The 13844-nt window shown below is 55.9% G+C and carries 13 protein-coding genes and 1 pseudogene; 6 read left to right on the forward strand and 8 right to left on the reverse strand.

Features of this window, described 5'->3' with window-relative positions; translation table 11 throughout:
• From iscB to A3OI_RS0110680, 3 genes are all read left to right on the forward strand, one after another.
• On the forward strand, window positions 1-1203 hold a 1203-nt coding region (gene iscB / locus A3OI_RS0110670; protein WP_018404267.1), incomplete at its 5' end, for an RNA-guided endonuclease IscB.
• Between the two features lie 239 nt (window positions 1204-1442).
• Entirely contained in the window at window positions 1443-3329 is a 1887-nt protein-coding gene (locus A3OI_RS0110675) for a DUF294 nucleotidyltransferase-like domain-containing protein (protein WP_026224133.1), read from the forward strand.
• Window positions 3319-4056, forward strand: a complete 738-nt coding sequence (locus tag A3OI_RS0110680) for a 3'-5' exonuclease (protein WP_018404269.1) — start codon at window positions 3319-3321, stop codon at window positions 4054-4056. Before A3OI_RS0110675 ends, A3OI_RS0110680 begins: the two co-directional genes overlap by 11 nt.
• Before the next feature lie 33 nt (window positions 4057-4089).
• Here the strand turns inward: A3OI_RS0110680 and A3OI_RS24675 are convergent, their stop codons facing one another.
• The 3 genes and pseudogenes from A3OI_RS24675 to A3OI_RS0110700 form a co-directional block, all read right to left on the reverse strand.
• Window positions 4090-4392: a peptide-methionine (R)-S-oxide reductase gene (locus A3OI_RS24675; protein ID WP_407635524.1), complete on the reverse strand. Its 303-nt coding sequence runs from the start codon at window positions 4390-4392 to the stop codon at window positions 4090-4092.
• A gap of 38 nt (window positions 4393-4430) precedes the next feature.
• Window positions 4431-4889: pseudogene (locus A3OI_RS19895) on the reverse strand (sodium-dependent transporter); the annotation flags it as partial.
• Window positions 4890-5005: 116 nt separating this feature from the next.
• The gene (locus A3OI_RS0110700; protein WP_018404273.1) at window positions 5006-5881 is read right to left on the reverse strand and encodes a carboxylate/amino acid/amine transporter; all 876 of its coding nucleotides are present in this window, start codon (window positions 5879-5881) and stop codon (window positions 5006-5008) included.
• Between the two features lie 208 nt (window positions 5882-6089).
• Between A3OI_RS0110700 and A3OI_RS0110710 the strand changes: the two genes are divergently transcribed.
• Window positions 6090-7496: an MATE family efflux transporter gene (locus A3OI_RS0110710; RefSeq protein ID WP_018404274.1), complete on the forward strand. Its 1407-nt coding sequence runs from the start codon at window positions 6090-6092 to the stop codon at window positions 7494-7496.
• On the opposite strand, the gene fghA is transcribed toward A3OI_RS0110710, so the two are convergent.
• Together fghA and A3OI_RS0110720 are read right to left on the reverse strand one after the other, a co-directional pair.
• The gene (gene fghA, locus A3OI_RS0110715) at window positions 7457-8314 is read right to left on the reverse strand and encodes an S-formylglutathione hydrolase (protein WP_018404275.1); all 858 of its coding nucleotides are present in this window, start codon (window positions 8312-8314) and stop codon (window positions 7457-7459) included. The genes A3OI_RS0110710 and fghA overlap by 40 nt on opposite strands.
• 39 nt (window positions 8315-8353) lie before the next feature.
• Window positions 8354-8785: a CBS domain-containing protein gene (locus tag A3OI_RS0110720; protein ID WP_026224134.1), complete on the reverse strand. Its 432-nt coding sequence runs from the start codon at window positions 8783-8785 to the stop codon at window positions 8354-8356.
• 218 nt (window positions 8786-9003) lie between these two features.
• Here A3OI_RS0110720 and A3OI_RS0110725 point away from each other — a divergent pair, with 218 nt between their 5' ends.
• Entirely contained in the window at window positions 9004-10365 is a 1362-nt protein-coding gene (locus A3OI_RS0110725) for an alanine/glycine:cation symporter family protein (protein ID WP_018404277.1), read from the forward strand.
• 128 nt (window positions 10366-10493) lie between these two features.
• Entirely contained in the window at window positions 10494-11147 is a 654-nt protein-coding gene (locus A3OI_RS0110730) for a peroxiredoxin (protein ID WP_018404278.1), read from the forward strand.
• Between the two features lie 95 nt (window positions 11148-11242).
• Here A3OI_RS0110730 and A3OI_RS0110735 read toward each other — a convergent pair whose 3' ends face one another.
• From A3OI_RS0110735 to A3OI_RS0110745, 3 genes are read right to left on the reverse strand one after another with little or no spacing between them, the layout of a single operon-like run.
• Window positions 11243-12025 carry a MetQ/NlpA family ABC transporter substrate-binding protein gene (locus A3OI_RS0110735; protein ID WP_018404279.1) on the reverse strand — a complete coding sequence of 261 codons (783 nt, stop codon included), beginning with the start codon at window positions 12023-12025 and terminating at the stop codon, window positions 11243-11245.
• A 39-nt stretch (window positions 12026-12064) separates the two neighbouring features.
• Complete coding sequence (locus A3OI_RS0110740) at window positions 12065-12742, reverse strand: methionine ABC transporter permease (protein WP_018404280.1); 678 nt, start codon at window positions 12740-12742, stop codon at window positions 12065-12067.
• Window positions 12742-13749 carry a methionine ABC transporter ATP-binding protein gene (locus A3OI_RS0110745; protein WP_018404281.1) on the reverse strand — a complete coding sequence of 336 codons (1008 nt, stop codon included), beginning with the start codon at window positions 13747-13749 and terminating at the stop codon, window positions 12742-12744. The genes A3OI_RS0110740 and A3OI_RS0110745 overlap by 1 nt, the downstream gene beginning before the upstream one ends.
• Between the last annotated feature and the right edge of the window lie 95 nt (window positions 13750-13844).

The following is a 13844-nucleotide window of genomic DNA, read 5'->3' on the forward strand; positions in this document are numbered from 1 at the left end:
GGGACCACACAGCCGGTGCGAGTAAAGATTGACCCGGGCAGCAAGACCACCGGGATTGCCGTTGTACGAGAAAACGGCCAGAAGCAACACGTTCTGGCGTTGATGGAGCTGGCCCATCGCGGACGCCAGATCAGCCAGTCTCTGGAGCAGCGTCGGGCGTTCCGCCGCCGGCGTCGCAATCAAATTCGCTATCGGGAACCCCGATTCAACAATCGAACCAAACCGAAAGGCTGGCTGGCACCTAGCCTCCAGCATCGGGTCGACACCACGAAAAGCCTGGTGAATCGGCTCCGGGCTTTGGTTCCGGTTGCCGGCATTAGTCAAGAGCTGGTTCGGTTCGACACGCAGAAAATGGCAAACCCGGAAATCAGTGGCGTCGAATATCAACAGGGTACTTTGCTGGGCTACGAAATTCGTGAGTACCTGCTGGAAAAATGGGGGCGCGAGTGCGCTTACTGCACCGACACCGATACACCGCTGCAAATTGAGCATATCGACCCAAAGGCCAACGGGGGCTCGAATCGCATCAGCAACCTGACGCTTGCGTGTCAGCCCTGCAATCAGGAAAAAGGCCGGCAGTCCCTGGTCGATTTCTTTGCCACATCCAAACGGCTGAAGAACCACCAAGCCAGGTTAGATTGCATTCTAAAACAATGCAAAAAGCCTTTAAGAGACGCCTCCGCGGTCAATTCAACCCGATGGGCGCTGTATCAGGCGCTGAAGAAAACGGGCCTGCCTGTTGAAGTGGGCACCGGTGGTCGTACCAAGTTTAATCGCTGTCGATTGGGTATTCCGAAAACCCACGCGTTAGATGCCGCTTGCGTGGGCCAAGTTGAGGCGATCGCCGACTGGGATATCCCAACGTTGAGTATCAAAGCGAACGGTCGAGGTAGCTATCAGCGCACCCGACTCACAAAATACGGATTCCCTCGTGGCTACCTGATGCGCCATAAACACGTGCAGGGATTCCAGACGGGCGACATGGTGAGAGCCATTGTGCCAAAAGGCACAAAAATGGGTGCTTGGAGTGGCCGAGTCGCGGTTCGAAAAACCGGCAGCTTCAATATTCAGACAGTAAACGGCGCTGTTCAGGGTATTTCGCACAAGTATTGCACCTTAACCCAACGAGCCGATGGCTACGGCTATCACATTCAACCCAACCAACGAAAGGAGGAGGGAGACAGGGAAAACGAGTCGCGCTAATGCACGACGCGCTATTCCTCCCCGACCTAAAAGGACGGGATTTCCCGCGCAAAATGAAAATTCCAGGCCTGAGAAGTGTGACTCCGTCGGGCAAGCGATCCGGCTTCAAGCCGGCGAAAGTAAGCGGGTTCATGGCTGCGCCTAGCACCGCCAGCCGTTTTGGCGCTATCACCCACGATCAAACAGTGCTTTCTGCTATAGTTTTGGCCAAGCACTATTCAATCCACTCTGGGGGCTGCATGCAGGCTGAACTGATCGACATTCGTAACCACCTTCTCCAGCATTCGCCGTTTAACGAGATGCCAGAGGAACTGGTTAACCGTGTCACCGAAACCATCGAGATCGTTTATGCCCGTGCCGGCACCGAGCTTTTGCGCATCAACGATCCCAGCAAGGCGCTGTATTACGTTCGCAGCGGCGCGGTAGAGATTTTTCGACGCTCGGGCGAACTGTATAACCGGATTGGTGAGGGTGAAATCTTTGGCGCATTTGGCCTGCTGATGAACAAACACGTGCGTTTTCCAGCTACCGTACTTGAAGACAGCCTGATTTACCGTATCCCGGCAGAAACCTTCCATTATCTGTTCGAACAGGACGAGGGTTTTGCGGACTACGTGGAAATTGAAGACCGCAGCCGTTTGCGCTCCGCGGTATCGCGGCGTGAAAAATCCAACCAGCTGATGACTTCGCGGGTAAGCCGGCTAATTTCACGCAAAACCGTGTCTGCACCTTATACCGTGCGGCTGCAGGAAGCGGCTCGAATCATGACCGAAAACAGCGTGTCAGCGCTGCTTCTGATGGAAGGGGAAGGCGACCAGGCGCGACTGAAAGGCATTATCACCGATCGCGACCTGCGCATCCGCGCGGTGACTGAAGCCCTGCCGTCAGAAACACCGATTAGCGAGATTATGACCGAAGGTCTGATCACCATACCGGCCAGCCACTACATTTTTGAGGCCATGCTGACCATGTTGCACAACAACGTGCATCATTTACCGGTGATGAACGATCACGAAGTGCGCGGAGTGATTGCGCTGTCTGACATCGTGAAATATGAAAGCCAGAGCAGCCTGTATCTAGTCAGCAATATTTACCACCAAACCAGCGTAAAAGGCCTGAAGAAAATTAGCCTGGAAGTGCGCGACAGCTTCGTACGCATGGTGAATGAAGACGCCAACTCGCACATGATTGGCAGTGCCCTGGCGGGGATTGGCCGTAGTTTCACCCAACGGCTGTTGGAACTAGGCGAGGAGAAGCTGGGACCACCGCCCGTGCCCTACTGCTTTATGGCCCTGGGCTCTATGGCGCGGGATGAACAGCTGGTGGTGACCGATCAAGACAACGCCATGATTCTGGACGACAGCTTTGTGGCAGAGGAACACGACGTCTATTTTCTGGAACTGGCAAAGTTTGTCAGCGACGGCCTGGCTGAGTGCGGCTACACCTACTGCACGGGTGACATCATGGCCACCAATGAGCGCTGGCGCCAGCCGCTGAAGGCCTGGAAAGCCTACTTCAGCGACTGGATTGATAACCCCCAGGCCCGGGCCCTGCTTAACAGTAATATCTTTTTTGATCTTGACGGTATTTACGGGGAAACCGATTTTGCCGAACAGCTAAAAACTCTGGTGGCGCAAAAGGCGTCAAACAGCCAGCGCTTTTTGGCAATGATGGCGCGCAATGCTCTGAATCGCACGCCACCTTTGGGCTTCTTCCGTAATTTCGTGATGGAAGAAGACGGCAAACACGGCAAGCACGACAAAACCTTCAATTTGAAACGCCGTGGCACGGCGCCGCTGTCAGACCTTATTCGCATACACGCACTGGCTTGTGGCTCCAAGGCCCAGAATTCGTTCGAGCGCCTGGACGCCATCGGCAAAACCCGTCTGATTCTGGACGACGGCATTGGTAACCTGCGGGATGCCCTGGAGTTTATCGCCATTGTGCGTATTCGCCATCAGGCGCTGGCTATTGAAGCCGGGCGCGAGCCGGACAACAACGTGCGCCCGCAGGATCTTTCGCCTTTCGAGCGGAACCATCTGAAAGACGCTTTTCAGGTGCTCAGCGACGCCCAGAAATTTCTGAAATATCGCTACAACGCCCAGATTGCACGCAATGTCTCTTGAAGACATGGATACACCGCCATCCCAGCCCTTTGCCAATGTGCCTTGGCCTGACCGCTATCAGACCCTGACAGAGGCCACTAACAACCCCCTATTGAAGGCTTTTTACCAGGCCGGCTGCTGCGACGCGAATACGCCTTTGTCACAGGTGCCGATGGTGGCGATAGACTTTGAAACCACCGGTTTGAGCGCCACAGAACATTCCATCATCAGCGTTGGCCTGGTGCCGTTTACTCTGGAGGGTATTCAGCTCAGCGCCGCCCGCCACTGGCTGGTGAAGCCCAAGCTTGCCTTGCGCCAAACTTCGGTGACGATTCACGGTATTACCCACGCCGATCTGGAACAGGCGCCAGATCTGGTCGACATTTTGCCGGAACTACTGGGATGCCTGGCGGGGCGTTTGCCGGTGGTGCATTACCGTGATATCGAACGGCCATTTCTGGATGTGGCTTTGCGCTACCGGTTGCAGGAAGGGATTCAGTTTCCGCTGCTGGATACTATGGCCATAGAAGCGCACCTGCACCCGGACCGCCGGCCCACCTTTTGGCAAAGCTGGCGGGACCAAAAACCGCTGTCTATTCGCCTGGCAGACAGCCGTTTACGTTATGGGTTGCCCCACTATGCCGCGCACAACGCGCTAATGGATGCCATTGCCACCGCAGAATTACTGCAAGCACAAATCGCCCACCATTTTGGTGAGCAAACACCGGTGAGCGATCTGTGGCTTTGATGTCACGCCTGAACATGGCGTCTGGCTAAAAACTCAGTTAACGGGTTCTACCTCGTCAATAAAGTCGCGGTAGCCAGCGTCGGCCATCTGCGCCAGCGGAATGAAACGCATAGACGCTGAGTTCATGCAGTAACGCTTGCCGGTGGGAGCCGGGCCGTCATCAAACACGTGCCCTAAGTGGGAATCTGCATAGCTGCTGAGTAACTTTTTCAGCTCGTCCTGCTGCGGCTTTACAAAAGCCTCAGGGTTAAAGCCTGCGCTCGCGCCGGGTAAAAAGTGCCCGCCGGAACTATCTCGATCACCACCGGCTCCAGCAACGAGATGCCGGAGGTCCAGGCAGCAAACAGCAGCAACACAAAGAACAGTGTGCCAAACAGGCCGCCGAACAGATCACCAATGGATTCCGCAGTGCCGCCGGTGAAGTCGCCCATGGCCGCATGGCCAACATAAGACGCCGCCCAGCCACCAATTACCGAATAGAACGACAGAATGGCAAAAGCCGCGATCATGCCGATCACCGCTGAAATGCGCCAGGCGGGCGATTTCAGGTTGCGCTCAGCGACCAGGCGCATGCTGGTGATGGGGTTGTGACGGCCGTTGCGGCCAATGAACACCTCCGCCATCATGATGGGCACACCAATAACAGCGATGCACAATAAGTACACCAATACAAAGGCACCACCGCCGTTCTCACCGGTTACATAAGGGAATTTCTAAATGTTGCCAAGGCCAACGGCAGAACCGGTTGCCGCCAGAATAAAGGCGAAGCGGGAAGACCAGAGACCACGGGACAAACCTGCGTTGCTGCTCGAGGTCGTTTTCGACTGAGTCATGTTCTTGTCCTGTGCTTTGGGCTAAGGAATGAGTTTAAAAAGGATCGCCCTGGATCAGGCTAGGGCTCTTGGGGCGGAATTTTGCCAGCACTGGCCAGCTGATGCCAGCCAATCGCTCAAATTCTGCCTCCAGCCCCGCTCCAGCGAGCCCGTAGCCACGAGTTCAGCCACAAAGACGCCAGAATGATCGCGCCGCCCACAGCCAGGCGAGGAATATCCGCATCGCGGTTCCAGATCAGCAGATTCACTAATAAACCGGCAGGCACCAGAGCATTATTCATCACCGCCAGGGTGCCGGCGTCTACGTAGCAGGCGCCACGGTTCCACAGAAACAGACCCAGGCCCGATGCCGCCAGCCCGAGCCAGGCCAGAATGCCCCACTGCGTGGGTGTGGCGGGCAGCTTGTCCGCGTTGCCAAACATCAGGAACGACGGCAGCGCCACTATTAAGGCGCCAAAGAAAAAGTAACCAAAGGTGCGCCAGGGTGGAATGGGCAAGGGGTAGCGTGCCATCACGTGTTTGTAACCCACCTGGCCCGCGGCAAAGGTCATATTGGCCACCTGCAGCAGTAAAAAGCCGGTGATGAAATCTTCACTCAGGCCATCATAGCGAATAACGCCAGCGCCCAAGGTAGCCACTGCGGCCGCCACCAGCCCCGCCGGGGAAAAACGCCGGTTCAGGGCGTCGTCCGCCAGGGTCACATACAGAGGGGTGAAGATGGTGAACAACAGTACCTCTGGCACCGACAGATAACTAAAAGCTTGGTACAGGCACACGTAGGTAATGCCAAACTGCAGCATACCGCTGACCAGAATGCCTTTTTTCAGCCCAGCAGGCACGCCGCTCCAGCGGGTAAGCGGTAAAAACACCAGCGCCGCCAGCAGTACCCGGGTAAGAACGGCAAAGTAGCTGTCTACCCTGCCCGCCAGAAACTCGCCGATCAAACTGAACGAAAACGCCCAGAGAACGGTAACAAATACCAAGAAGCCCATGCCGCTACGCCTGCAAAAAATGAAGGGCGACATTTTACCTGCTTTTGCGACCGATTACAGGACGCAAAAAAGCCTTGACTAACGCCTATGCGGACAATGCGCAATGCCCCTGGGCGCCCGAATCCGGTAACATCCGCTCCCCGATAGACGGCGCCTGACTGGTCATTCAGAGCCGCCACCGAATTCGACCGTATTTCGGACACTTGTTATGGATGAACTGCACCAGCCACTGCCCGCTACTCGCCAGCCTTTCGCTACGCGGGTGCTGCTGGAATGGAAAACCCTGGCAGTACTGGGCGGGCCGATTCTGGTCGCGCAGGTTGCACAGATGGCAAACGGCGTGATTGACACCGTTATGGCCGGCCACGCCAGCGCCCAGGATCTGGCCGCCGTGGGTATTGGTTCCAGCTTATGGATGCCGTTGTTCCTGTTTTTCTGGGGCGTTCTAAGCGCCCAGCAGCCCATCATTTCCGGCTATAAAGGCGCCAACAAACTGCGACGGATTATGCCAACGGTCTGGCAAGGGCTGTATATTGCCGCCGCTGCGTCCGTGATCATGATTGTTTTGCTAACAAATGTGCACCCTGTGCTGACCCTGCTAAAACTGGAACCCGCCACCGCCGGCATTGCCCAAGGCTACCTGGACGCCTTCGCCTGGGGCATTCCGGCGCTGCTAATAATCACCGCGCTACGCGGGCTGACCGATGGTTTGGGCCATACCCGGGTGATTATGGTGTTTTCACTGATCAGCACCCTGTTCAATCTGCCGCTGAACTATTTGTTCATCTATGGCGGTTTGGGCATTCCCGCTATGGGGGGTGTCGGCTGCGGCTGGGCCACGTCACTGTCTAACGGTATCGCGGCGATTGGGCTGCTGGTTTACCTGAATCGCAGCCGGGTGTATCAGAATTTTCGTCTGCTGGCCTATGTCGCCCGCCCCAATCCGCGGGTGCTGCACTATGTGCTGCGGCTGGGTTTGCCCATTGGTTTTACCATCTTTGTGGAAGCCAGCATGTTTTCAGTGATCGCACTGTTTCTGGCACCGTTAGGGCCAGTGGTGGTGGCCGGGCACCAGATTGCGTTAAACGTGGTGTCTTTGTTGTTTATGTTGCCGCTGAGTTTGGGCATGGCCATCACCTTGCGGGTGAGTTTTCTGGTAGGCGCGGGCTCGCCCGAGTCTGCGCGTCTGCTGTCACGCAGTTCGATTATTTTGGCCGCCTTTATTTCGCTGCTGTTTGCGATTGTTCTGTTTGCATTCCGCGCGCCCATTGCCGCGCTTTATTCCAGCGACCCCGAAGTGCAGGCGGTCAGCGTTACCCTGTTGATGTACGCCGCGTTCTTTCAGGTGGCGGATGTTATTCAAGTCACTTGCATCAGTGGCCTGCGGGGTTATAAAGACACCCGCATTCCGATGATCATCATGCTGTTTTCATTCTGGGTGGTGGGTATGCCGCTGGGCTATGCGCTGGCGTTTACCAGCGCTCTGGTGCCGGCAATGGGCGCCGCGGGCTTCTGGGTAGGGCTCACTGGCGGGCTTATCTCCGCCAGTGTGCTGATGGGCTGGCGCCTGTTCGGCTATAACTGGGGCTGGGCCAGGCCCAAAGCTTCCGCGTGATGGCGCAGATGGTCGTCAATAAAAGACGCGATAAAGAAATAGCTGTGATCGTAGCCGGACTGCATGCGCAGGGTTACCGGATGGTTAACGCTGTGGCAGGCCTGCACCAGCGCCTGCGGGTTCAGCTGCTCTGCCAGAAATTGGTCCGCAGTGCCTTGGTCAATCAGTAACGGCAAGCGTTCCCGGGCATCCGCGATCAGCAGGGTGGCGTCCCACTGTTTCCACTTCTCCTGGTTGTCACCCAGATAGCCGGCAAAGGCTTTCTGGCCCCAGGGGCACTCCACCGGGTGGGCAACGGGTGCAAACGCCGATACCGACCGGTAAAGCCCCGGGTTTTTAAGCGCGCAGATCAGCGCTCCGTGGCCGCCCATGGAGTGGCCGCTGATGGATTTTCCAGCACTGACGGGCAACTCGCTTTCTACCCACTGGGGCAGTTCCTTCACCACATAATCGTACATGCGATAGTGGGGAGCCCAGGGCTGCTCTGTGGCATTCACATAAAAGCCTGCACCGCTGCCAAAATCGTAGCTGTCGTCTTCCCCGGGCAAATTGACGCCCCGCGGGCTGGTATCCGGGCACACAATCGCCAAGCCAAGCTCAGCGGCCAGTTTCTGTGCACCGGCTTTTTGCATGAAATTTTCATCGTTGCAGGTCAGGCCAGACAGCCAGTACAACACCGGTACTTTACAGCCCGGCTCTGCCAGCGCCTGCGGCGGCAGGAAAACAGAAAACTCCATCTGGCATTCCAGCGTAGCGGCGGTGTGGCGATAACGGCGGTGCTCGCCGCCAAAGCTGGCGTTGGTTGAAAGCAGTTCCATAGTGTCCTCGGTATTAGTGTATCCGAACAAGATTAACCCTCAGTCATCGGAGTTAGCAAACCTTGGTATGCCCACGCTGCAACCTGCTTTGACAAGGTGTTCCAAAATGGCGCTGCGGGTGACTATGCCTACCAGTTTGCCGTGGTCAACAACCGGGTACACTTTCGGTTTGCGAGCGCCGAGTTTCTGGGCAAGGTCAACAATCGCTGTGCCAGGTGAAATCCACACGGGTTCACGGAACATAACATCGTCCACGATCGGATCACCCTCACAGTGATAATTGCTCACCAGCAACGCATGGATACAATCCTGCTCAGACACAAAACCAAGCAAACGCCGACTCGCATCGACCACCGGCAACCCGGAAATATGATTCTCCAGCAGCGCCTTGACCACTTTGGTCAGGGATGTCCCGCAGCGGATGGGCTCAATATGATTGGACATAACATCGGAAACTCTGAGTGCACACATGGGCAATTCCTCACATTTCTGTTTGACCCGGCCGGCATTGGCCAAACCTTAACCCTATGCTGTAAACATAGGCAATATTCGCCGAATTCTCCAGCTTTCACCAAGTGCCGGTTTACACAGACCAGTAATTGAGTAAGCTCAGTAAGTTATACCCATTGCGGGTGAAATCAAACCATGGCACATACAAATCGAACCATGGCATATAAAAAAGGATTCTCATGGACGCTATCGAAAACGTATTTAGTGCAATTAACGGGCTGGTCTGGGGACCACCCATGTTGATACTCATTCTTGGTGTGGGGCTGTTTTTAAGTCTCGGCCTGAAGCTGATGCCCATATTCAAGCTCGGTGCGGGTTTCCGCCTGATGTGGAACGGTCGCAGCGCCGCAAGTGCGGAGTCAGATGGTGAAATTCCGCCGTTTCAGGCTCTGATGACCGCCCTTTCAGCCACTGTCGGAACCGGTAACATCGCCGGCGTTGCGACCGCGGTTTTCCTCGGAGGCCCGGGGGCCCTGTTCTGGATGTGGCTGACAGCCCTGGTGGGCATGGCGACCAAGTACTCCGAAGCGGTGCTCGCGGTGCGCTTCCGCGAGGTAGATGAGCGTGGCTCTTATGTCGGCGGGCCCATGTATTACATTCGTAACGGGCTTGGCAAAAAATGGGCCTGGATGGGCGTACTGTTTGCCATTTTCGCCGCTATTGCCGGTTTCGGCATCGGTAATACTGTACAGGCCAACTCGGTTGCAGACGTAATGGAAGCCACATTCGGCCTACCACACTGGATCAGCGGCGTTATCCTGATGGTTCTGGTGGGTATGGTTCTGATTGGCGGTATTCGCCGCATCGGGCAGGTAGCCAGTGCGCTCGTTCCTATTATGGCAGTGTCGTACCTACTTGCTGGACTGGTTGTACTGGCCATTAATTTCGCCGAGATTCCTGCCGCATTTGGGCTAATCTTCGAGCATGCGTTCAGCCCCATCGCTGCAGAAGGCGGCTTTGCCGGTGCGGCAGTCTGGGCAGCCATCCGGTTCGGCGTTGCCAGGGGTGTCTTTTCCAACGAGGCCGGTTTAGGTTCTGCGCCTATCGCCCATGCGGCAGCGCAAACCAAGAACCCGATCAATCAGGGCATGATAGCCATGCTGGGCACCTTTATTGACACCATTATTATTTGTACGATCACCGGTCTGGTCATCATCACTTCTGGTGTATGGACATCCGGCGAATCCGGCGCGGCACTCACTTCCATGGCGTTCTCCCAGGCGCTTCCGGGCGTTGGCGATTATGTGGTGGCCATAGCTCTGGCTGTTTTTGCCTTTACGACCCTTCTCGGCTGGTCATTCTACGGTGAGCGCTGCGTCGAATTCCTGTTCGGCGTAAAGGCTATAGTGCCTTATCGGATTGCCTGGGTCCTCGCTATCCCGGTTGGCGCAACCGTAAACCTGGGCCTGATCTGGCTGATAGCAGACACGCTGAATGCCATGATGGCACTGCCCAACCTGATTGCCCTGGCGTTACTCAGCCCGGTGGTGTTCAGACTGACCAAAGAGTATTTTGAGAAAGAAAAAGCGGCAGGCCTCTGATACAACAGCCATTGCGGCTGAGAACTAGCAAACCCGTGCCGGATGAGGTGAATCAACTAACCCTTGCATTCCTGTCATCCGGCTCCTCAAAGCAACGCGATCAGATACTGCATCGAAGGAGAGCGAACATGAGTTTACGCCTTGGAGATACTGCACCGGATTTTGAACAAGATTCCAGTGAAGGCAAAATCAGTTTCCACAATTGGCTGGGCGACGGCTGGGGCGTGTTGTTTTCACACCCGGCAGACTTTACCCCGGTGTGCACCACCGAGCTGGGCCTGACCGCCAAGCTGAAGGGCGAGTTTGCCAAGCGCAATGTGAAAGCCATGGCGTTGAGTGTTGACCCCGTTGATTCCCACCACGACTGGATCAAAGACATCAACGAAACCCAGGGTTGCACCGTTAACTTCCCGATCATTGCTGACCACGACGGTAAAGTGGCCGAGCTGTACGACATGATTCATCCCAATGCCAACAGCACGCTGACCGTGCGCTCGCTGTTCGTGATTGATCCGAACAAGAAAGTGCGTTTGATCATCACTTATCCGGCCAGCACTGGCCGCAACTTCAACGAAGTACTGCGGGTTATCGACTCCCTGCAGCTGACCGATGAACACAAAGTAGCGACCCCGGGTAACTGGGAACGCGGCGGTGACGTGGTTATCGTGCCTTCGCTGCAAGACGAAGACGAAATCAAGCAGCGCTTCCCGAAAGGCTATAAGGCGGTTAAGTCGTACCTGCGTATGACTCCAGACCCGACCTCCAACTGGTCTGGCGGTTAAGTCGCGCTTTTGCATTTGTAGAAATGCAAAAAGGCCGGGCTGCGTTAGCAGCCCGGCCTTTTTTATATCAACGCTCAATCAGAATGCAGGTGCTCTTAGAATGCAGGAACCACAGCACCCTGATATTTCTCGTTAATAAAGTCTTTCACGTCTTTGGATGTCAGCGCGGCTGACAGCTTCTTCATGGCGTCGCTGTCTTTGTTGTCTGGGCGTGCCACCAAAATGTTGACATAAGGTGAATCCGAACCTTCGATGATCAGCGCGTCTTTGGTCGGGTTCAGGCCCGCTTCCAGCGCGTAGTTGGTGTTGATCAGGGCAACGTCTACCTGGTTCAGGATGCGCGGCAGGGTAGCGGCTTCCAGTTCCTTGAATTCCAGGTTCTTCGGGTTGTCGGCAATATCACGCGGTGTCGCGGTGATTTTGCTGCCTTCCTTCAAGGTGATCAGTCCGGCTTTTTGCAGCAGCAAAAGGGCACGTCCGCCGTTGGTGGGGTCGTTAGGAATGGCAACCACGCCGCCGTCTTTCAGTTCGTCCAGAGATTTGATTTTGCTGGAGTAAGCTCCGAAAGGCTCAACGTGAACGCCGGTAACCGTAACCAGATTTGTACCACGGCCGGCGTTAAACTCGTCCAGATACGGCTGGTGCTGGAAGAAGTTGGCGTCCATGCGCTTCTGGTCGACCTGAACGTTGGGCTGGATGTAGTCGGTGAATACTTTCACGTCCAGTTCTACGCCCTGCTCGGCCAGCATCGGCTTCAGAAATTCCAGAATTTCCGCGTGCGGAACTGGAGTGGCAGCAATGCTGAGTTCTTCGGCGCTGACAGCGGCAGAGAAAGTGGCCGCTGCGGCCAGGGCAATCAGGGTCTTCTTGAAGGTCATCGGTGTTCTCCTTGGGTGAATCTAAAGGTTAATTCGCCGCTATTTACGACTGAAATGTATAACTAGACGATCGCCTAGCATTTGTAGCAGCTGTACGAAAATTACTAGCAGCGCTACGGTGATCACCATAACGTCGGTTTGGAACCGTTGATAACCAAAACGAATGGCAAGGTCGCCCAGGCCGCCTCCGCCAATCACGCCGGACATAGCCGCATAAGACACCAAGGTTATTGCGGTGACGGTAACACCGGCGATGATGCCCGGAAGTGCTTCCGGCAACAAGGCGCCGAGGACAATTTGCCGCACGTTAGCGCCCATGGCCTGGGTGGCTTCGATAATGCCGCGGTCCACTTCCCGCAGCGACGTTTCTACCAGACGAGCAAAGAAGGGCGCGCCGCCGGCGACCAGTGGTGGTATGGCCCCCGCAACGCCCAGGGATGTTCCGATCATCATCACGGTGAACGGAATCATCACAATCAACAGAATGATAAACGGCACCGAACGCAGTACGTTTACTACAAACGACAGTACCGCGTAAGCTAAAGGCTGCTCGAGCAACTGGCGTTTACCAAACAGAAACAGCAGCACACCAACGGGCAGGCCAATCACCACGCTGAACAGCAGCGACATGGCCACCATAATCAGGGTGTCCCAGCTGGCAATGCCGATTTCCACCCAGTCTACGTTGCTCAGTAAATCCTGCATCAGGGCTTCCATCAGTTCATCACCTCTACGTGCACGTCTGCGGCTTCCAGCGCTGCCATGGCCACTGCCAGGTCGCCACCTACCAGCGCCAGGGTCAGCTGGCCGTAGGGCGTGTCTTTAATGTGGTCAATGCGGCCGGAGATGATGCTGAAATCGACACCGGACTTGCGCGCCACGCTGCCCAGTAACGGGTCGTAGGTAGACTCGCCTTTGAAGGTCAGGCGCAGAATGCGGCCTTTGGCCTTTTTAAAATCCTGCTGCAGTTCCAGGCTATCGATATTTTCACTTTCGAAGACAAAGTCGCGGGTGGTGGGGTGTTGCGGGTGCAGGAACACATCGCTCACCGGCCCCATTTCCACCACGCGGCCTGCATCCATCACCGCAACCCGGTCACACACCCGGCGCACTACGTCCATTTCGTGGGTAATCAGCACGATGGTCAGACCCAGCTCGCGGTTGATGTCGGCCAGCAGTTTCAACACCGATTGGGTAGTTTGCGGGTCCAGCGCGCTGGTGGCTTCGTCGCACAGCAAAATGGTGGGCCGGCAGGCCAGAGCTCGGGCTATGCCCACTCGCTGTTTTTGGCCGCCGGAGAGCTGGGATGGGAATTTAGTGGCGTGTTCAGACAGGCTGACCAGCTCTAACAATTCCGCAACCCGCTGCTGGATCTCGGTTTTTGAGTAGATGCCGGCCAGTTTCATGGGAAAAGCAATGTTGTCGTTAACCGTCTTCGATGACAGCAGGTTGAAGTGCTGAAAAATCATGCCAACGTTGCGGCGAAAAGCGCGCAGCTGGGAGGCGTTATAATGGGTAACGTCTTCGCCGTCGATCTTGATGCTGCCGCCGGTCGGGCGTTCCAGCAGGTTAATCAGCCGCACCAGGGTGGATTTACCAGCGCCGGAATGGCCGACAATGCCGAACACTTCGCCGGTTTCAATAGCAAAACTGGTGGGGTGCAGCGCAGGTATGGCCTTGCCCCCCACCTGGTAGGATTTCTCTATCTGGTCAAATACGATCACGGATCAGCCTTGTTGCGCCCTGGGCGTCAGTGTCTTGTCGGTGCAATAGTAAAGAGGGCGCGATTATAAACTATCCGTTCATCAAACCCGAATCC

Origin of the sequence: Marinobacter gelidimuriae (genome assembly GCF_000372805.1) — a bacterium.
Classification (GTDB): domain Bacteria; phylum Pseudomonadota; class Gammaproteobacteria; order Pseudomonadales; family Oleiphilaceae; genus Marinobacter; species Marinobacter gelidimuriae.

What these genes read in the sequence shown, in the direction of transcription:
- A3OI_RS0110720 (WP_026224134.1), bottom strand. Translation starts at nt 8,785, where the DNA reads ATGTGTGCACTCAGAGTTTCCGATGTTATGTCCAATCATATTGAGCCC.
- A3OI_RS0110730 (WP_018404278.1), top strand. Translation starts at nt 10,494, where the DNA reads ATGAGTTTACGCCTTGGAGATACTGCACCGGATTTTGAACAAGATTCC.
- A3OI_RS0110675 (WP_026224133.1), top strand. Translation starts at nt 1,443, where the DNA reads ATGCAGGCTGAACTGATCGACATTCGTAACCACCTTCTCCAGCATTCG.
- A3OI_RS0110740 (WP_018404280.1), bottom strand. Translation starts at nt 12,742, where the DNA reads ATGGAAGCCCTGATGCAGGATTTACTGAGCAACGTAGACTGGGTGGAA.
- A3OI_RS0110710 (WP_018404274.1), top strand. Translation starts at nt 6,090, where the DNA reads ATGGATGAACTGCACCAGCCACTGCCCGCTACTCGCCAGCCTTTCGCT.
- fghA (WP_018404275.1), bottom strand. Translation starts at nt 8,314, where the DNA reads ATGGAACTGCTTTCAACCAACGCCAGCTTTGGCGGCGAGCACCGCCGT.
- A3OI_RS0110680 (WP_018404269.1), top strand. Translation starts at nt 3,319, where the DNA reads ATGTCTCTTGAAGACATGGATACACCGCCATCCCAGCCCTTTGCCAAT.
- A3OI_RS0110700 (WP_018404273.1), bottom strand. Translation starts at nt 5,881, where the DNA reads ATGGGCTTCTTGGTATTTGTTACCGTTCTCTGGGCGTTTTCGTTCAGT.
- A3OI_RS0110735 (WP_018404279.1), bottom strand. Translation starts at nt 12,025, where the DNA reads ATGACCTTCAAGAAGACCCTGATTGCCCTGGCCGCAGCGGCCACTTTC.
- A3OI_RS0110725 (WP_018404277.1), top strand. Translation starts at nt 9,004, where the DNA reads ATGGACGCTATCGAAAACGTATTTAGTGCAATTAACGGGCTGGTCTGG.